We start from the raw sequence: 18,797 nt of genomic DNA, 5'->3' as shown, positions 1-18,797 counted from the left end.
TTTATGGAAGTCACACCCCCACCATGAATAGCCAGAAAACTGAACTGAATGATGACGAACTTAGCCGGTACAGCCGCCAAGTATTACTCTCTGAAATTGACTACCAGGGCCAGCTGACACTATCTCAATCTCATGCGGCGATCATTGGTCTCGGCGGGTTAGGTTCTCCCGCAGCACTCTATTTAGCCGCAGCAGGCATTGGTACCCTTACATTGGTAGACTTTGATACCGTTGATGACTCTAACCTACAGCGCCAGATCATTCACACTGAGAACCAACTAGGACAAGCCAAAGTAATTTCTGCCAAAAAACAACTAGAAGATTTAAATCGACATATTCAAATACACACAATCAGCCATCAACTCAACGAAACCGAACTCAATGACTTGGTACAGCAAGCCGACATCCTATTGGATTGTACCGACAACTTTACCAGTCGCTATGCTCTGAATAAGGCCTGCTTTCAGCACAAAAAGCCCTTAGTTTCTGGTGCTGCAATTCGTTGGGAAGGACAATTAACCACCTACGATTTTAGGGTTGAAAATACGCCCTGCTACCAATGTCTCTACAAATCATCATCAACAGAAAATGAAACCTGTAGCCAAAATGGTGTCGTTGCGCCTTTAGTTGGCATGATTGGTTCCATGCAGGCAATGGAGGCCATTAAAGCCCTGTTGAAACTGCCTACACTAACAGGAAAATTGATGATAATTGATGGTCTTACGATGCAAATCCGCACCTTAAAACTACCACAAGATCCGCAATGCCCAACCTGTTCTTAAGGTCGAATGCTATTTGATCGAGCGGCAGGTATTTGCGCAGCAGTGGGTCTGCTGTTTGAAGACGCTTCAGGGAGCTTTTCTTTAGCTTTCTTATCCACCAGGATAATAACACGACGATTTAATGATCGACCATAAGCCGTTGAATTGGGCGCGACGGGTTCATTATCCGCTTTCCCTTCAATCGTCACCAACCCGGCTTCAACCCCCATATAAATAAAGGTACGAGCGATGGTTGCCGCTCGAGCGGCAGAAAGCTCCCAGTTTGATGGGAATTGTAAATTATTAATCGGAATACTATCGGTATAACCGGTAATCGTTAGCCCTTGTTCACGGCCAGCCAAAGACTCACCCAATTGTTCGAGTTGCTCACGGGTACTATCGGTAATTGACGCGCGACCACTTTCAAAAAAGCTATCCGATCGCAAAGTAATTTTGGTGTAGTCCTCAGTTTCTTCAACATCGATATCCTTGGGATCAACTTCAGACAAGACTTCCTTAATTTCATCAGTGGTAATCGGCTGTTTTAACTCGGCAATCGGTTCAATAGAGTCAGTTTGAACGTGTTTACCGGTAATCTCTTCCACAAGGACATCACCAGAGGTTCCCGCCCCCATTAAGCCATTCACAAATGCTTTACGCTTGTCCGTATCCACAATGGACAACAGCCACATGACCAAGAAGAACACCATCAAGGTCGTCATTAGGTCGGCTAGAGCGATTTCCCAAGCGCCGCCCTCATCATGTACATCATGGTCATCCTTTCTTGACATTATTCATTTCCTGACCGAGTTATCTCAAATTCGGGCGGCACTCGTTGCCGACCGACTTCAAAAGCTAATGCAGGAGAAACCCCATAAGAAAAGGCGAGTAAAAAAGACGCTACCACAGAAAACATCGCCTTATCCTGGCGAATCATAATTTCAACCGCATGGGTGAACGGGGCGATCACCGAAAATGCAAAGAATATCCCAGTCAAGGTACCGACTAATGCGGCACCAATTGATGTCCCGATCAGAGACACATCCATATCGCCACCGAGCAAATTCATTGTCAAGATGACCCCCATTACCGCCGCAATAATCCCGAAACCAGGCATCAAGTTAGCAATTTTTCCTGTCGCTTTCGGAACTTCCATCATAGACTGATAAACATCATGAATCTGATTATCTAGATAGTTTTCAAAATTAAGTGACTGCGGTGGGTTTAAAAGCAGAAAGCTAAAATTATCAACAATAAATTTCTTCAACTCCCGATGCTTCATAATAAGCGGGTATTTGGTAAAAATAGTACTGTTGTCAGGATCCTCCATATGCCGATCCAATGCCAAAAGACCGTCTGCACGTACTAATCTGGCCAAATCATCTAACAAACTCAGCACTTCAACATAGGTTTTTTTATTAACCCGCCCCCCACTGAAAAAACGCCCAGTAAACACCAGTGTTTTTTTCCAGATATAAACAGGTGTTGAACTTAAAAATACACCTAATCCAAGCCCAAGTATCACCAACAATTCAGCAGGATGCCATAATGAACCAAGCGATCCGCCGGACCAGATAAATCCGCCGACGGAACTCCCAATAATGATGAGTATTGCAATAATTTTTGAAATCATAATGGCTACTTTTCAACCGTATTCTATAAACTAGCCGAATACAAGCAATATCAATACCAACTGGATGGATATTATTCTTGGAGTCGTATCTGTGTACATTTCTTTAAAGTTCTAGGCAAAGGAATCCCGCGTTTTGCCCGATTTGCGTAAGCTTCTTCAATCGCACTGAGACCAAACGACTTCGCATAATCTCCTGCCACCAACTCGATCTTTTGGCCAGGTGAGAAGGCAAACACAGCCGTAACCTGACAATTTTTTGGCAACTGAATTAACTTATTGCCCTTACCTTTTGCAAGTTCCGGCAATTCCTGTCCATCAAACACCAGCAGCCTAGGCTCATCGGTCGCAACGGCAATCCAGTCTCCTTGCTGATATGCTGCAGGAGGCAATAGGGCTCCTCCTTTAGGTAAGGTCATCACCGCCTTTCCTGCTTTGTTTTTTGAGATCAAATTCGCTAACTGAGTAATAAAACCATAGCCACCACTGGAGGCCAAAACGACCTTTTCTTCGCCAGCTCCCAGTAAAACCTGGGTAAACTGAGCACCTTTCGCTAAACTGAGTCGTCCGGTTAAAGGTTCACCATGACTTCTTGCAGACGGTAGCGTATGCGCTGCCACACTATAAGCTCGTCCCGTAGAATCTAAAAAGATCGCCATTTGACGACTTTGCCCTGATACCTGTGCTCGGAATGCATCTCCGGATTTATAACTGAGAGAACGACCATCAACATCATGCCCCTTCGCAGCTCTAACCCAACCATTATCCGATAACACCACTGTAATTGATTCTGAAGGTAACAAATCTTGTTCGCTAAGCGCCTGGGCCGCTGGGGCATCTAGAATCAAAGACCGGCGCTCATTACCATACACATCCGCATCTGCTAATAATTCTTTTTTCACCAAGGTTTTCATTCGAGCTGAACTAGCCAACGTCTTTTCAATTTTTTGGCGCTCTTTTTCCAAGTCTTCCTGCTCAGAACGAATTCGCATCTCTTCTAATCGAGCAAGATGACGTAGTTTTAATTCTAATACGGCCTCTGCTTGAATTTGCGACAAACCAAATCGTTCAATCAAAACCGGCTTGGGGCGGTCTTCTTCACGAATAATGGCAATCACCTCATCAATATTTAAAAAAGCGATCAACAAACCATCCAGGATATGCAACCGTGCTAACACTTTATCTAAGCGATACTGTAGCCGCCTACGAACAGTTTCTGTCCGAAACACCAACCACTCGGAAAGCATGGTTTTTAAGCTTTTTACTTGTGGACGGCCATTGAGACCAATCACATTCAAATTCACTCGGTAGCTTTTTTCAAGATCCGTAGTTGCAAACAAATGCAACATTGCCATTTCGGCATCCACTCGCTTGGATCGTAATTCGATGACCAATCGAACGGGATTCTCATGATCCGATTCATCTCGTAAATCCACCACCATTGGCAGTTTTTTAGCCCGCATCTGTGACGCAATCTGCTCTAATATTTTTGCCCCTGAAACCTGGAAAGGCAACGCATCAATGACCACGTTCACGCCATCCTCAACAAAATAGCGCGCTCTTTGACGAATCGAACCACTGCCCGATTCATAAAGTTTTAAGCGTTCTGCCTTAGGCGTAATAACCCATGCATTATTTGGATAATCGGGCCCTTGAACATGATCACACAGTTGCTCAACGGTTAATTGATCATTCTCTAACAATGCAATACAGGCTGCCACCACCTCATTTAAATTATGCGGTGGGATATCGGTCGCCATCCCGACGGCTATCCCTGAAGTGCCATTCAACAATACGTGTGGCACCCTTGCTGGCAAGACCGAGGGTTCCTCTAAGCTCCCATCAAAGTTCGCCACCCAATCAACGGTTCCTTGGGCGGCTTCTTCCAACAGAACATCACTAAATTTTGACAGTTTAGCTTCGGTATAACGCATCGCTGCAAATGATTTTGGGTCATCAACCGACCCCCAGTTACCCTGACCATCAACCAAAGGGTAACGAAATGAAAAAGATTGAGCCATCAGCACCATCGCTTCATAACAAGCCGAATCGCCATGTGGATGGAATTTACCTAAGACATCCCCAACCGTTCTTGCCGATTTTTTATGCTTGCCGGTTGATTTCAATCCCAATTCAGACATGGCAAATATGATACGACGTTGTACTGGCTTCAAACCATCCCCAATATGCGGCAAGGCTCTATCCAAAATAACGTACATCGCATAGTCTAAATACGCTTTTTCTGTAAACTGTGCGACCGACTGTTGCTCTATCCCTTCATAATTAATCATTTGCTGACTCATTTCTTTCTCTTAATTGATTCAGTTAAACTTATTTCTGCATCTTTCCGATTGCACAAGATACATAGGACTTTGCTTTGGCACCCATTGCGCCTAACCCTTCAACCATTCCAACCTCTGGATAACCTTGTTTAAGCAAACTGAGCTTCACAGGCTCCTTTAACGCTTCTGTCGCTAAAGTACAGCTGACTTTTCCAGCCTCGATATCAACTTGGGCATCGCTCACCCCCTCCAAACTGTTTAGCTGGTTTTGAATGCTGTTAGCGCAACCACCACATTTTATATTTTCCACTACGACTTCAAAATACATGATTACCTCCTAGTGACAATATGAATCAACTCAAGTCACCACATTTGAATAAACCAACAACCTGCACAAACAGTCATTTTAGAACGGATAATTTATTCCCAAATTGGTTCAGTTACTTTATCATAGCGGTTTCGGAAATAAACTTAAAAGGTTAAACCGCCCTATGATACAACCAACTTTTGACATCGATAAAAGAAATGCCGAAAGAGTTTCAACCGAACGCCCAATTACCGTCCAATCTAATCAATCAACCATTACCGCCAAAATGATCGATTTATCCTTAGTCGGCATTGGGGTTCTCAGTGAGAAGCCTATTTTAGAAGGGAATGAAATTCAAATTACGTTTTCCCTGCCAAATATTAATAATAAAGAGCTTGTCTTGTGTGGCATTGCCACTCGAACTGCCCACGTTCAACACCAATACTTAATTGGCATACAGTTTAAAGACCTCTCTAACTACATTCAATCTGTCATAAATGATTTTATCCACTCCCACCAACGCTACCAGTAAACACCCATGATTCTTCGGGGGTGCCTACACGAGCAATCAAATACTGTTTAGATGCCAAAACCAGCATGCAAAACAACAGGTAATCTAAAAACGGCTATCAACATAAATCAATAGCTGTTTCGATTTCAGCTAATTTAATGTGTTTCCAAATAGGATCAGTTAATTTATCATATCGGTTTAGACAATAAACGTTAAAGGTTAAACCTTCGCTATGACTCAGCCCACTTTTGACATTGAGAAAAGAAATGCCGAAAGAGTTTCAACCGAACGCCCTATCACTCTACAACTTGCTCAAGCAACCATTACCGCTAAAATGATTGACCTATCGACGATCGGGGTCGGCATTCTAAGTGATACCTTGATTGAAAAGGGAAATGAAATACAACTCATCTTTTCACTCCCTAACATCAATAACAAAGATATCATTCTATGCGGCATAGTTGCTCGAACGGCACATGTACAACACCAATATCTTATTGGTGTTCAATTTAAAGATGCCTCGAATTATTTAACCTCTGTTCTCGATGACTTTGTCCGAAAACACTTACACGACCAATAAGAAGCGCCTATGCTATTTCAATCACCATCCGTTGCTACCGATAGACACATTGAATTAAAAGGTCATACTGTCACGGCACAAGGTCGGTTGAAAGCCATATCCAAAACCGGAATTGAAGCTGAGTCAAACAAAAGAGCTTCTGTCGGTACTCGATTGGAAGTCTTTTTCGAACTCCCAGCGCTCAAGATATTTAATGATATGGACTTATTCGGCTATGTTAGAGCGGTGCATGATACCCCCAATGGGTACTCTTTAGCCATCGAATTTATCGAAACCACGCCACATGAACAAGCGATTATTGAAGACTTTATAAACTATAAAAAACGGCTTCATGAGTTAAGCTTAAAAACCAAACCGAAATAACCATCAAACCAGCCTTACGAAACGTCTGCTAAATCCCCTTTTTGCTCCAACCAAACCTTACGGTCTGCCGAACGCTTTTTAGCCAATAGCTTATCCATAATCAAATCGGTTTCTTCTACCGGCATGCTCAATTGAATCAATCGTCTAGACTCCGGCATCATGGTTGTTTCCCTTAGCTGCTTAGGGTTCATTTCTCCTAAGCCCTTAAAGCGCGTCACCTGAATTTTGCCTGGAATTTTTTCAGATTCAATACGGTCGAGAATACCGGTTCTTTCAGACTCATCCAAGGCATAAAAAACCCGCTTACCAACATCAATCCGATACAAGGGCGGCATAGCGACATAAATATGGCCTTGCTCAACCATCTTAGGGAAGTGTTTTACAAATAGCGCACAAATAAGGGTCGCGATATGGGCACCGTCTGAATCGGCATCCGCTAAAATACAAACTTTTCCATAGCGCAGCCCAGAAAGATCATCCGATCCAGGGTCAACGCCAATGGCCACACTGATATCGTGAATTTCATTGGAAGCCAACACTTGGCTGGAATCGACTTCCCAGGTATTGAGAATTTTACCCCGCAACGGCATAATCGCTTGAAAGTTTTTATCTCTGGCTTGTTTTGCTGAGCCACCGGCAGAATCCCCTTCTACCAAAAACAATTCTGTACGCGTTAAATCCGATTCCGTGCAATCCGCAAGTTTACCGGGCAAAGCTGGACCAGAGGTGATTTTTTTACGAGTCACCTTCTTGGCTTTCTTGTTTCGATTATGTGCATTATTAATGACTATTTCAGCAATACGTTCGGCCGCTTCAATATGCTGGTTCAACCAAAGACTCAAACTGTCTTTAACGACCCCAGAAATAAATGGCACGCATTCTCGTGAGGAAAGACGTTCTTTGGTTTGACCAGCAAACTGCGGTTCACGCACCTTGGCTGACAGCACAAACGCCACATTTTGCCACACATCTTCCGGCGTGACTTTCACCCCTCTCGGTAACAGATTTCTAAATTCACAGAATTCACGAATGGCATCTGTCGCCCCCGCGCGCAAACCATTGACGTGGGTTCCGCCCTGCGGCGTAGGAATCAAATTGACATAACTTTCCAACAACGTTTCTGAAGGCTCCACCAGCCAGGCGATTGCCCAAGAAACGCCTTCATTCTCTGCATTGACTTCACCGACAAACCCATCACTAGGAACATACTCCCGCCCCAATAATGCTTGATTCAAATAATCTCTCAATCCGTCTTCATAGCACCATTCATCACTTTCCTGACTGGCTTCATCAAAAAAAGAAACCTTCAATCCAGGACTTAAAACGGCCTTAGCTCTCAGTAAATGTTTTAATTTAGTCAATGCATATTTTGGCGTGTCAAAAAAACTCGCATCTGGCCAAAAGCGTAATTTTGTGCCGGTATTCTTTTTGCCAACCTTGCCTTCCTCAGACAAAGGTTCGACCACGACACCATTTTCAAACGCAATCTTATGGAGCTTGCCAGCCCGTTTAATTTCAATCTCAATCCGTTTAGAGAGGGCATTAACGACTGAAACCCCAACCCCATGTAAGCCCCCGGCAAATTGATAGGCTTTATTGGAAAATTTCCCCCCTGCATGCAATTTGGTGAGAATCACTTCAACGCCTGAAATGCCTTGCTCCGGGTGAATATCCACCGGCATACCGCGACCATCGTCTTCAACACACATAGACCCATCCGCATAGTGTGTTACCGACAATTGTGTTGCATGGCCTGCTATCGCTTCATCCACACTATTATCAATGACTTCTTGTGCCAAATGATTTGGCCGTGTGGTATCGGTGTACATGCCAGGTCTTTTTCGAACAGGATCCAGTCCGGTTAAAACCTCAATTTCCGAAGCATTATATTTTTCACTCACTTGGTGACTCTCCCAGTCGTCAGAAATTCTATTTGCGTCTATCTAAACGTAATAAAGACAAGGCGCTATATTACCCCGTAACACATTTGGATTCAAACCACTTACCGAGTACAATTTTAACCTCGTCGTCACCAGAGCTTCATTAAAACGCCCAGGCCTGGTCATTTTTACTCTGCTTAAAGGTTTCTCATGCCAAATAAACCCATTCAACTCACGCCTTCCTGGTTAAATGTTTTAGCACCGGAATTTGAAAAACCCTATATGCGACAGTTAAAACAGTTTTTGATCGCTGAAAAGCAGGCTGGCAAACAAATCTTGCCCAAGTCTCAGCTTTGGTTTAATGCTTTAAACTCAACGCCATTCGAAAAGGTGAAAGTGATTATTTTGGGACAGGATCCTTATCCAACACCAGGCCATGCGCATGGGTTAAGCTTTTCAGTATTGCCGGATGTTCAGCCGTTACCAAAATCGCTGCAAAATATTAATAAAGAATTACAAACCGATTTAAATATCAGTAATCAACACAGTGGCTATTTACAACCTTGGGCCGACCAGGGAGTATTACTACTCAATTCAGTGCTAACGGTCGAAGCAGGTAAACCCAACTCTCATCAAAGCCGAGGATGGGAAACCTTTACAGATGCCATTATTGAATCATTGGCAACTCAGAAAACACACTTAGTTTTTATTTTATGGGGGGCTTACGCTCAGAAGAAAGGACAAATTATCCCAAAGGATAAACACTTCATTATTCGAAGTCCTCACCCCTCGCCTTTATCAGCTTACCGTGGTTTTTTTGGCAGTCGTCCCTTTTCACAAACCAACGCCTATCTGCAACATCACCAACAGACGCCGATTGACTGGCAACTGCCTAAATAAACCTATCTAGTGTTTTTTAAATCGGATCGGCCACTTTGTGAGGCCTTTTCGAAGGTTGCAGAAATCAAAATTTGCACTCGTCTATTTTGTGCTTTACCTTGAAAGCTGTCATTATTGACCTTAGGACGGTGTTCTCCATAGCCCGCCATACCAAATAACGATTGATCAAGCTCACTGGCATTAAACAAAATCTGCATCACCGCTTGAGCTCGCATGGTACTGAGAAACCAGTTATTCCGTAATGCAGAGTTTGGGTCAATTGCATCACTATCCGTATGCCCTTCAATGGCGATTTCCGGCCGCCAGATCAGGTCGTCGGATTCCATATAGTTTTGAACATAATCGGGCATTTCACTCGGTTGAATCTTAAAGAGTCCCATCATTTTGAGCCTTTTACCAACCCGATTTAATTCGGCCTCAAAAGCTGGCGAAGGCTCATACCCCCCTTTCAAGAACGCATTGGGATTATTGACATTAATCATTGCACCCTGCATTTGATAATCGATTTCGACAAACTGAGCACTTTGCATCTCGTCTGCTAGGCCGTCATACACCATTTTTAACTGAATATCACTCCAGCGTTGCACCTTCGTGATTTCCCCTTTATTCAATACGATCATCATAATAAAAAAGGTAATCAATAAAGTGAGCACATCACCAAATGAAAATAGCCAAGCAGACCGTGCTTTTTCAGATCTAACCGTTGACATCGTCTATCGCCTCTGGAATCACTTGTGGCACGATATAGATTTCAACTCGACGGTTTTCTGCGGCAAAAGGATCCTGCGGGTTCAAAGGGTAGAAAGGGCCGTAACCTGCTATCGCGAATTGCCGGCTCGGAAGTTGTGTGTAGATTCTAAGCAACTCCATAATGGCATAGGCACGCAACGCACTCAATTCGTAGTTTGATCGATACATCCCTGCACCCGTCATGGGATTGGCATCCGTATGCCCCTCAACACGAACCGTCACAACAAAGTCATCGCCCGGCTCTCGTAAGGTCGCAACCCAATTTGGATAGCGTTGCCGAACCGTCTCCAGTTGCATTCGATTGAGTAATTCGACTAGGCGGTTAACATAAGGCATGTAGCGTGGATTGACCCTAGCTCTAGCAGACATAAATAACGGTGTTTCTTCAAAAACCTCTGAAGCAATCGTCAACCGAATCCCTTTGGTCAGCGTGTTTTCAGTATGCAGCCAACTCAGCCCCATGCGCTCTTTTTCAAAGTTAATTTCTTGGTAAAGGCTATTCACAAGACGCTGATAATCCCGTTTTTTGGCATTGGTTTCAACTTCAATCATCGCGACAATCAGCACAAAAAAAGCTAACAGTGCTGTAAACAAGGCCACAAAAACCAGTTGCCACGATTTATTGCGGCGTAATTGTCTAAGTGCTTGGCCTTCCTGTGATTGAATAATGTCTTGCGCTTTCATCGGCGCCTCGCCTAGGCCGCATCAGCCAGTTTTTGTTTGGTTTTCTCATTTAAAAAGGCCATCATGCTTTCTCTTAACAGCAGTGGCGATTGCTCTTGTTTTAAACCCAACACCCCAAAAATCAAAATTTCGTTTTTAAATATTTCCGCATCAGACAATACCTTTAACTTCCCTGCGGAAGGAATGAATACAAAGTTAGCAAATAAAACGCCATAGAAGGTGGTTACCAGAGCTAACCCCATCCCTTGCAACAAGTTAGCAAGCATATTATCTGTACCGCCCGAAAAGGCAGTAGGGTCGGTCGGAGCCATTTGAGCCGTCATCATCATAATTAACCCCATTACCGTTCCCATCATGCCAAATGCAGGCGCATATGCGGCCATATTATTGAACATATCTTGGCAAGTCAGATGACGTAGTCGCATCGAATTTAAACGGTTTTCTAAACTATTACGGAGCAGATCAATATCTCGATAGACCATCATCTCTGATATCGAAAACCTCAGGAAAGGATCAGAAAGCAAGTCAATTTCACGCTCAACGCCTAAAATGCCTTTTTTCTGGACAATATGACTTAGATAGAGAATTTGCTCAATGGCTTCATTGTCGGAAGGCGGTTCTGAAAAAAAGATTTTACCTAAACCATTAAACGCACAACCCATTTGACTTAAAGGATAGTTGATAAAGGTTGCCGCAAAAGTGCCGCCCAGCACCACCAACAACCCCTGCCAATTAAAAAAAGCCATGAGTATCTGACCTTTTTCAAAGTCAAACATACTCATACCAACAATAATCAGTCCTAAAATGACGCCAATGAAGGTTGCCAATTTACTCATTTATTATCAAAGTGCTTTTGCCGACTTAAACTGCCTCCTTTTTAGGAGGTCTATGAGGCGCAAACAACCATTCCTCTGTTTTTTGATTAATTTCTGCAACCGATAAAGCTGCAACATCCAGTGGTGGACTGATATAAACGTCAATCGTTCCTGGTTTTTTTATAAAACTATTTTTAGGCCAACAACTGCCAGCATTATGTGCAACCAAGTAAACGGGGGCCAACGCCTTTTTTGCCAACATAGCGCCACCGGACTTAATGTCGCCCGGCACCCCCGCAGGCATTCTCGTACCTTCGGGGAAGATGACAACCCACACCTGATCGTCAATCCTTTGACAGCCTTCCGTGACCACTTGTTTAATCGCCTTGCGACCAGCGTTCCGATCAATCGCAATCGGACTCAGCATCGCCAGTCCCCAACCAAAAAAAGGAATTTTAAGTAGTTCCTTTTTCAAAACGAAGGTCAGTTGCGGGAAAATTGCTTGAAACGCGAACGTTTCCCATGCCGATTCGTGTCTAGCAAAAACCAAACCAGCCTTAGAAAAATCAATATTTTCTGAGCCAAATACACGATATTTGACCCCACAAGTCCATCGCAACCATACAATACAAAACCGCGCCCAGTAATGGATAAAGCGATAGCGGACCTGGTGAGAAAAAGGATACAGCAACAACCCAAACACCGAAAAAAAGATTAAGGTGGTTATTTGACCAATCGAAAACACCAGTGAGCGCAATAAATAAATCAATTTCATAACCAATTTTCCTTTACGGCTGCTGCCAAGGACTCATAGACAGGAACACCTTGCAGCTCAGGTGCCTTAGAAGCCAGCGTTCGCATCCCCTTTCCGGTTTTAACCAAAAAAGGGCGCATCTGATGGGCTTTCGCCACACGGATGTCGGCCAATGAATCGCCCACCATTGGTTGTCCTTTTAACGCACAGCCAAATCGGTTTTCGATGGCTCTCAACATGCCCGTTTGCGGTTTACGACAAGGACTTAAATCCTCAGCGACATACGGTGAGTAACTAATCCAATCCACACTGACCGAATGCGATTTCAATAACGCTTGAAACTTTTGATGCATCGCATGCAAAGTTTGTCGATTGTAATACCCTCGTCGAATGCCAGACTGATTCGTCGCAATCGCTACGGTCCAACCGCGTTGTTTCAGCACGGCTATGGCTTCAAGACTTCCTGAAATTGGATGCCATTCATCCGGGTGTTTAATATAGTCATCGGAGTCTTCATTGATGACGCCGTCCCGATCTAACACAATGATTTTCATAGTAGGGTTTATTCCTTCAAACCAGTAAAAAAATAACCAGGCCTGGTTATTCTTGACTTTTTAAGCTACCAATAACTGGGAAAACAAAACAAAACGGACTCAACAGCAAGCAATGCTGTGAGTCCGTCAATAAATCCGAGCATGCTTTGTTCAACACCTCGAAAAGTCCTGTTTAGGTTATGACAACCTTGAAATATCTGCCACTTGTCTAAATAGTTGATAAATCTGGTTGAGTAAAGCCAGTCGATTGAGTTTGACCGCTTCATCCTCCGCCATCACCATCACACCATCAAAGAATGCATCGACTGGCTGACGAATGGTTGCCAATAACTGCATTGCGCTAGTATAGTCTCGCTCTGCAATTTTCGTGCTGACCGATTCACGCAAGGCATCCAATGCGCTAAACAATTGCTGTTCAGCCGCTTCCGAAAACAGTTCGGCAGAAACCTCTTCCGGTAACGCCACCGTCACTTTTTTCAGAATATTCGCAATACGCTTATTGGCAGCGCTGAGACTGGCGGCTTCTTCCATATTGCTAAACTGGCAGACCGCATCAATCCGTTTTGCAAAGTCCAATGGATGTGATGGCCCACAAACACGAACTGCCTCAAACTGCTCGGCACTCACACCTTGGTCCGCATAATACGCTTTTAATCGACTGATAATGAACTCATAAATATCCATTACCAAAGTATCATTGACATCGATATTTGCTTGCAATTCAAGACTATAACGAATCATTAATTGCAAATCTAAATCCAACGCTTTTTCAATAATAATACGCACCAGACCCAAGGCCGAACGGCGCAATCCAAACGGGTCCTTATCTCCAGTAGGAATCTGACCAATGCCGTAAATACCGGTAATGGTATCTAGCTTATCGGCAATCGCCAGAGCTTGGGAAACTGCACCATTCGGCAGATCATCGCCGGCGAAACGAGGTTGATATTGCCCATCCAGAGCTTCAGCCACGCGGGTATCTTCGTGTTGGGCTTGTGCATAATACCGTCCCATGATGCCTTGAAGGTCTGGGAACTCTCCGACCATTTCTGTCATCAAATCACATTTAGATAAGCGTGCCGCTCTTTCTAGGATTTCTGCACTTTCACCTAATGACCGTCCAACTTTGACCACTAAGGTTTCCAAGCGCTCAGTCTTGTCATATAGGGTACCAAGCTTCTGCTGAAACACGACAGTTTTTAATCGAGGCAAGAAATCATCTAATGGTTGCTTTCGATCCTGATTCCAAAAGAAAGTGGCATCCGCCAATCTTGGTCGAATCACGCGTTCATTACCGTGTTTTACGGAATCTGGATTCACACTTTCAATATTCGAAACCGTAATAAATTTCGCCATCAAACGGCCATTGCCATCTAAAATATGGAAATACTTCTGATGGCCTTTCATCGCTGATATTAAGGCTTCTGGCGGCACCGCTAGGAAACTTTCATCAAACTCTCCTACTACCGCCGTCGGCCATTCATTTAAAGCGGTGACTTCCTCTAATAAGTCGTCATCCACTTCAGCAACACCTCCCACTGCTTTTGCCGCGGCTTCAACTTGCTGACGAATAGCGGCTTTGCGTTCGGCAAAATCTGCTTGAACATAGCCTTTTTGTTTAAGCGCGTCGACATAGTCAGTTGGCTGTTCAATGCCAATTGCACCAGGGGCATGAAAACGATGTCCATAAGTTTGATTCGATGCGGTGTGTCCCAATATCGTAGCTGGCACAACCTGATTCCCTAACAGCATCAGAACCCAATGCACAGGGCGCACAAACTCGACGTCCGAACTTCCCCACCGCATCCGCTTAGGAATGGGTAACTGGCTCAGTGATTTGTTGACAATATTCGGCAATAATTCTGCGGCCATCTGTCCTTTTTGGGCTAGGTGGTAAACCATCCAAATGCCTTTATCGGTTTCAATTTCCGATAGGTCAGAAACCTCTGCGCCACAACCTCTTGCAAAGCCCAGCAAGGCTTTAGTGGGTTCCCCCTCGGCATCAAACGCGGCTTTTTTTGCTGGCCCTTTACGCTCAACCGTTTTATCAGCTTGTTTGGTTTGTAACGCTTTAACCATCACGGCTAAACGACGGGGGGATGCAAAAGCGGTCACTGTTTCAAAACTTAACTCTGCTTCCTCTAGCCCGAGTGTGATACCCTTCATAAACGCATCAGAAAGGGTTTTTAACGCTTTTGGCGGAAGTTCTTCGGTTCCAATTTCAACTAAAAAATCTGCTGTATTCATTGTCATATTATTTCCCCTCCGCTTCGACTGTTTTTACCAAAGGGAACCCAAGTGTTTCACGTCCTTCATAGTAAGCTTCCGCAATTTGTTTGGCCATATTGCGCACGCGACCAATAAATCGAGCTCTTTCTGTCACACTAATCGCATGCCTTGCATCTAATAAATTAAAGGCATGAGAGGCTTTCAATACCTGCTCATATGCGGGTAAGGGTAACTTATCAGACACCAATTGACTGAACGTCGCTTCACATTCATCAAAAGTTCGAAACAGAATATCGGTATCGGCTTTTTCAAAGTTGTAGGTCGACATCTCCACTTCATTTTGATGGAACACATCGCCATAGGTCACTTTGCCAGCTGGGCCATTCACCCAGGTCAAATCGTAGACACTATTGACCCCTTGCAAATACATAGCAATTCGCTCTAGGCCATAGGTTATTTCTCCAGTGACTGGACGACACTCTAACCCGCCAACCTGCTGAAAATAGGTAAACTGGGTCACTTCCATGCCATTCATCCAGACTTCCCAGCCTAACCCCCAAGCACCTAAGGTTGGCGATTCCCAGTTATCTTCCACAAAACGAATATCATGCTCTAATGGGTCAATGCCTAACGCTTTTAATGAATCCAAATACAAGTCTTGGATATTATCAGGCGATGGCTTTAACATCACCTGAAACTGATAATAATGCTGCAGTCGATTCGGGTTTTCACCATAACGACCATCCGTGGGTCGCCGACAAGGTTGCACATAAGCTGCTCGCCAAGGCTCTGGCCCAATTGACCTTAAAAAAGTCGATGGGTGAAAAGTCCCTGCTCCCATCTCATTATCGTAAGGCTGCATAATCACGCAGCCCTGCTCCGCCCAAAAGGCTTGAAGCGTTTGGATCAGTCCTTGAAATGTTGAAATATCGGTTGCCGCATTATTTGACACTGTTGATTCCTGTTCAATAAATTATAAGTGGCCTTTCTCTCCTTTGAGAGTCGCCATACACTTGAAAGTAACGTAAAATAGCGACAATTATAACAAGTTACGAATAAAAAATATGCCTGAAGCCCTTGAGATTGATGCAACTGGTTTAAAATGTCCAATGCCAGTGATTAAACTGCAGCAACAGGTCCGTCGCTGTGAGCCGGGTCAACTCTTAAAACTGCTTACCACGGATAAGGCCGCTGAAAAAGACGTTCGAAGTTGGTGTCGCCTGAATAGACATGATTTTTTAAGCATCGAAACCCTCTCTCAACATCAGTTATTGACCATTAGAGTCAACGCAAAAGAAAGTTAGTCGACTACTTTAAAGTGGGACTAGCAAAGGAAGATTGGTTTAAAAGGCTTAAATATCAAGTGATTTTCAGTATAATTTAAGAATTATCAGCCAAAATATCAATCAAACCAACTAAAGCGAACCTTAGATATTGTGAGCCGTTACAAAACACTAATGCATTTTTTGCTACTTTTTATTTCCGTATCTTTGTTAGCAATCCAATTTGCTACGGCATCTGAATCACCTCAAAAAACATTGATGCCACTTCCTCCATTGGCAAAAGTTATCTCTACTGAACCCCATAAGACTGAAAAACACTGGCAAAAGCAGACGATTCAAGTTAAGCCCAATGGTTCCCTTTCTGAAGTGTTAAATGAAGTTGGTATTGACCCGAGAACCACCTATCAAATCACCCAAACTGCGAACAGCCGATGGCTGACTCAACTTGCTGCTGGAGATGCATTAGAAATCTGGTTAGACAGCGACAATCAGTTAAAAAAGATTCTCTACCCCAAAACAGAGCAGACACACTATCAATTAACATCAAATGATGAAGGCTTTAAAATTGAGCAGCTTCAGCACCCAATTGAAACCAAGATTGTTACGGCTAGCGGTTTAATCCAACACTCTTTTTATCTCAGTGGAGAAGCACAAGGATTAAGCGCCAAAACCATTATGAACTTGGCCGACATCTTTTCTTGGGAAATTGATTTCATCCGACAGTTAAGACCAGGAGACCCCTTTAAGGTCATTTATGAAAAACGCTATATTCAAGGTGAATATATTGGCGATGGCAATATTCTCGCCGCAGAAATCATCACAGGGGGCGATGAGCGCCATACTGCATTTTTACTAAAAGACGCCAAAGGGCAGTCTGTAGGCTACTATGACCACAACAAACAGAACTTACGGAAAGCCTTCCTCAGAAACCCAGTGGACTATGTCCGAATTACCTCTCGCTATAAACCCAAACGGTTTCATCCTGTCTTAAAAAGATGGCGGGCGCACCGCGGCGTTGATTATGGAGGTCCAACGGGTACCCCCATCCGCGCTACGGGTGATGGACAAATTATTAAACGCTATTGGAGCCGCAGCTATGGCCGGGTGATTTATATCCGACATGCCGATAAATACACAACCGTTTATGCGCATATGTCAAAATTTGGTCATTTCAAACGGGGACAATGGGTCAAACAAGGCCAAGTGATTGGCTATATTGGTCAAACGGGCATGGCATCCGGCCCCCACTTGCATTATGAATTCCGAAAAAATGGACGCTATATTGACCCATTAAAAGTGAAGTTTCCGGACGCCAGCCCCGTTCCAAGAAAACATCGAAACCGCTTTGATCAATTCTCTGGGTTAATGTCAGCACAACTCAGTCGACTTGACCCGCATACACAGATCGCCGCCAATTTTGAATAAATCATCGCTCTATATTGGCTTAATGTCTGGCACCAGCCTTGATGGGGTTGATGCGGCACTGGTTGACTTTCAAGCCCATCAACCGGTATTAAAAGGCTTTATGACTATCCCTTATCCAGACAGCCTTAAACAGCAATTGGATGACTTAAACCATAACCCAACCCTTTCTCTAAAAAGCTTGTGCCAACTGGAACATCAAGTTGCACAGCAATTTAGCCAAGCAGCTTTAACGCTATTAGAGGCTACTCAGACACAACCTGAGCAAATCCAGGCTGTAGGCAGTCACGGCCAAACCCTATACCATGCTCCAGAGATCCCTATGAGCTTGCAAGTGGGTCACCCTGCTTTTATCGCTAAGAATACGGGAATTTGTACGGTTGCTGATTTTAGAATCGATGACCTTGCTAAAAAGGGTCAGGGCGCACCACTTGCACCAGCATTTCATCGCATTATATTTGACACCGATTTACCCACCGTCGTGGTTAATATCGGTGGCATTGCCAACTTAACCTATTTAGAAAATGATCAAGTCATTGGCTTTGACACAGGGCCTGGCAATGGGTTAATGGACAGTTACTGTCAAACCGCATTAGCGCGACCCTTTGATAAAAATGGTGCTTTGGCAGCGAAAGGCGAGGTGAAGCCGCAGTTGCTATCGAAATGGATGGCAGACCCATATTTTTCTAAACCTGCCCCCAAATCGACTGGTAAAGAATATTTTAACGCCAACTGGTTAAAAGAAACTGCCGGTTCACTAGCGCGCTATGCACCTGAAGATGTACTAAGCAGCTTAACTCAGTTAACGGTTGAAACGCTATTAATGGCGCTGTTAACCCTACCGAAACAACCTCAATCACTATGGGTTTGCGGGGGTGGGGCCAATAACGAAACCTTGATCGACCGATTACAAGGTCAGTTACCCTATTCAGTACAAACAACTCAGGCTCTGAATGTTGACCCCGATGCGATTGAGGCCATGATGTGTGCCTGGCTTGCCAAACAACGGCTCTCAAACACCCCAATCGCATTAAAACGCATTACTGGTGCTGAGACGGATTCAATACTAGGCGGTATCTGGGCGCCTTAAAT

The 18,797-nt window shown here is 44.1% G+C and carries 20 protein-coding genes; 8 read left to right on the top strand and 12 right to left on the bottom strand.

What is annotated here, in order from left to right; genetic code table 11:
- Positions 1 to 23: 23 nt before the first annotated feature.
- Positions 24 to 782, top strand: coding sequence for a molybdopterin-synthase adenylyltransferase MoeB (locus CYQ88_RS09095; protein WP_199170183.1), 759 nt, complete (start codon positions 24 to 26; stop codon positions 780 to 782).
- On the opposite strand, the gene CYQ88_RS09090 is transcribed toward CYQ88_RS09095, so the two are convergent.
- The 4 genes from CYQ88_RS09090 to CYQ88_RS09075 form a co-directional block, all read right to left on the bottom strand.
- Positions 779 to 1,552: an OmpA family protein gene (locus tag CYQ88_RS09090; RefSeq protein ID WP_101841044.1), complete on the bottom strand. Its 774-nt coding sequence runs from the start codon at positions 1,550 to 1,552 to the stop codon at positions 779 to 781. The two genes, CYQ88_RS09095 and CYQ88_RS09090, sit on opposite strands and share 4 nt — an antisense overlap.
- Complete coding sequence (locus tag CYQ88_RS09085; protein WP_101841043.1) at positions 1,552 to 2,394, bottom strand: motility-associated protein; 843 nt, start codon at positions 2,392 to 2,394, stop codon at positions 1,552 to 1,554. Before CYQ88_RS09085 ends, CYQ88_RS09090 begins: the two co-directional genes overlap by 1 nt.
- A gap of 71 nt (positions 2,395 to 2,465) precedes the next feature.
- Positions 2,466 to 4,694, bottom strand: coding sequence for a DNA topoisomerase IV subunit A (gene parC / locus CYQ88_RS09080; RefSeq protein ID WP_101841042.1), 2,229 nt, complete (start codon positions 4,692 to 4,694; stop codon positions 2,466 to 2,468).
- A 28-nt stretch (positions 4,695 to 4,722) separates the two neighbouring features.
- The gene (locus CYQ88_RS09075; protein WP_101841041.1) at positions 4,723 to 5,001 is read right to left on the bottom strand and encodes a heavy-metal-associated domain-containing protein; all 279 of its coding nucleotides are present in this window, start codon (positions 4,999 to 5,001) and stop codon (positions 4,723 to 4,725) included.
- A gap of 163 nt (positions 5,002 to 5,164) precedes the next feature.
- On the opposite strand from CYQ88_RS09075, the gene CYQ88_RS09070 reads away from it, so the two are divergent.
- From CYQ88_RS09070 to CYQ88_RS09060, 3 genes are all read left to right on the top strand, one after another.
- Positions 5,165 to 5,512, top strand: coding sequence for a PilZ domain-containing protein (locus tag CYQ88_RS09070; protein WP_101841040.1), 348 nt, complete (start codon positions 5,165 to 5,167; stop codon positions 5,510 to 5,512).
- 211 nt (positions 5,513 to 5,723) lie between these two features.
- Positions 5,724 to 6,071, top strand: a complete 348-nt coding sequence (locus tag CYQ88_RS09065) for a PilZ domain-containing protein (RefSeq protein ID WP_101841039.1) — start codon at positions 5,724 to 5,726, stop codon at positions 6,069 to 6,071.
- A 9-nt stretch (positions 6,072 to 6,080) separates the two neighbouring features.
- On the top strand, positions 6,081 to 6,434 hold the full coding sequence (locus CYQ88_RS09060) for a PilZ domain-containing protein (protein ID WP_101841038.1): 354 nt from the start codon (positions 6,081 to 6,083) through the stop codon (positions 6,432 to 6,434).
- 14 nt (positions 6,435 to 6,448) lie between these two features.
- Here CYQ88_RS09060 and parE read toward each other — a convergent pair whose 3' ends face one another.
- Entirely contained in the window at positions 6,449 to 8,335 is a 1,887-nt protein-coding gene (gene parE, locus CYQ88_RS09055; RefSeq protein WP_101841037.1) for a DNA topoisomerase IV subunit B, read from the bottom strand.
- A 189-nt stretch (positions 8,336 to 8,524) separates the two neighbouring features.
- Here parE and ung point away from each other — a divergent pair, with 189 nt between their 5' ends.
- The gene (ung, locus tag CYQ88_RS09050) at positions 8,525 to 9,214 is read left to right on the top strand and encodes a uracil-DNA glycosylase (protein WP_101841036.1); all 690 of its coding nucleotides are present in this window, start codon (positions 8,525 to 8,527) and stop codon (positions 9,212 to 9,214) included.
- A gap of 2 nt (positions 9,215 to 9,216) precedes the next feature.
- On the opposite strand, the gene CYQ88_RS09045 is transcribed toward ung, so the two are convergent.
- The 7 genes from CYQ88_RS09045 to glyQ all read right to left on the bottom strand — a co-directional run bounded on the left by CYQ88_RS09045 (position 9,217) and on the right by glyQ (position 15,952).
- Positions 9,217 to 9,924, bottom strand: coding sequence for an OmpA family protein (locus CYQ88_RS09045; RefSeq protein ID WP_101841035.1), 708 nt, complete (start codon positions 9,922 to 9,924; stop codon positions 9,217 to 9,219).
- Positions 9,911 to 10,648: a flagellar motor protein MotB gene (locus CYQ88_RS09040; protein WP_101841034.1), complete on the bottom strand. Its 738-nt coding sequence runs from the start codon at positions 10,646 to 10,648 to the stop codon at positions 9,911 to 9,913. Before CYQ88_RS09040 ends, CYQ88_RS09045 begins: the two co-directional genes overlap by 14 nt.
- 11 nt (positions 10,649 to 10,659) lie before the next feature.
- Complete coding sequence (locus CYQ88_RS09035; protein ID WP_101841033.1) at positions 10,660 to 11,484, bottom strand: motility protein A; 825 nt, start codon at positions 11,482 to 11,484, stop codon at positions 10,660 to 10,662.
- 25 nt (positions 11,485 to 11,509) lie between these two features.
- Entirely contained in the window at positions 11,510 to 12,238 is a 729-nt protein-coding gene (locus CYQ88_RS09030) for a 1-acyl-sn-glycerol-3-phosphate acyltransferase (protein WP_199170182.1), read from the bottom strand.
- On the bottom strand, positions 12,235 to 12,771 hold the full coding sequence (gene gmhB, locus CYQ88_RS09025) for a D-glycero-beta-D-manno-heptose 1,7-bisphosphate 7-phosphatase (protein WP_101841032.1): 537 nt from the start codon (positions 12,769 to 12,771) through the stop codon (positions 12,235 to 12,237). Before gmhB ends, CYQ88_RS09030 begins: the two co-directional genes overlap by 4 nt.
- A 177-nt stretch (positions 12,772 to 12,948) precedes the next feature.
- Positions 12,949 to 15,024 (bottom strand): glycine--tRNA ligase subunit beta, encoded by a 2,076-nt coding sequence (glyS, locus tag CYQ88_RS09020; protein ID WP_101841031.1) that lies wholly within the window; start codon positions 15,022 to 15,024, stop codon positions 12,949 to 12,951.
- Position 15,025: 1 nt separating this feature from the next.
- Complete coding sequence (gene glyQ / locus CYQ88_RS09015) at positions 15,026 to 15,952, bottom strand: glycine--tRNA ligase subunit alpha (protein WP_101841030.1); 927 nt, start codon at positions 15,950 to 15,952, stop codon at positions 15,026 to 15,028.
- A gap of 112 nt (positions 15,953 to 16,064) precedes the next feature.
- On the opposite strand from glyQ, the gene CYQ88_RS09010 reads away from it, so the two are divergent.
- The 3 genes from CYQ88_RS09010 to CYQ88_RS09000 all read left to right on the top strand — a co-directional run bounded on the left by CYQ88_RS09010 (position 16,065) and on the right by CYQ88_RS09000 (position 18,795).
- Entirely contained in the window at positions 16,065 to 16,304 is a 240-nt protein-coding gene (locus tag CYQ88_RS09010) for a sulfurtransferase TusA family protein (RefSeq protein WP_101841029.1), read from the top strand.
- A gap of 237 nt (positions 16,305 to 16,541) precedes the next feature.
- The gene (locus CYQ88_RS09005) at positions 16,542 to 17,708 is read left to right on the top strand and encodes a peptidoglycan DD-metalloendopeptidase family protein (RefSeq protein WP_233188850.1); all 1,167 of its coding nucleotides are present in this window, start codon (positions 16,542 to 16,544) and stop codon (positions 17,706 to 17,708) included.
- Positions 17,701 to 18,795: an anhydro-N-acetylmuramic acid kinase gene (locus tag CYQ88_RS09000; RefSeq protein ID WP_101841027.1), complete on the top strand. Its 1,095-nt coding sequence runs from the start codon at positions 17,701 to 17,703 to the stop codon at positions 18,793 to 18,795. Before CYQ88_RS09005 ends, CYQ88_RS09000 begins: the two co-directional genes overlap by 8 nt.
- Positions 18,796 to 18,797: the final 2 nt, after the last annotated feature.

Source organism: Hydrogenovibrio sp. SC-1, from assembly GCF_002848135.1.
Taxonomy (GTDB): domain Bacteria; phylum Pseudomonadota; class Gammaproteobacteria; order Thiomicrospirales; family Thiomicrospiraceae; genus Hydrogenovibrio.
The sequence above is the reverse complement of the archived record's forward strand: the minus strand, read 5'-3'. Positions and strand labels throughout refer to the sequence as shown.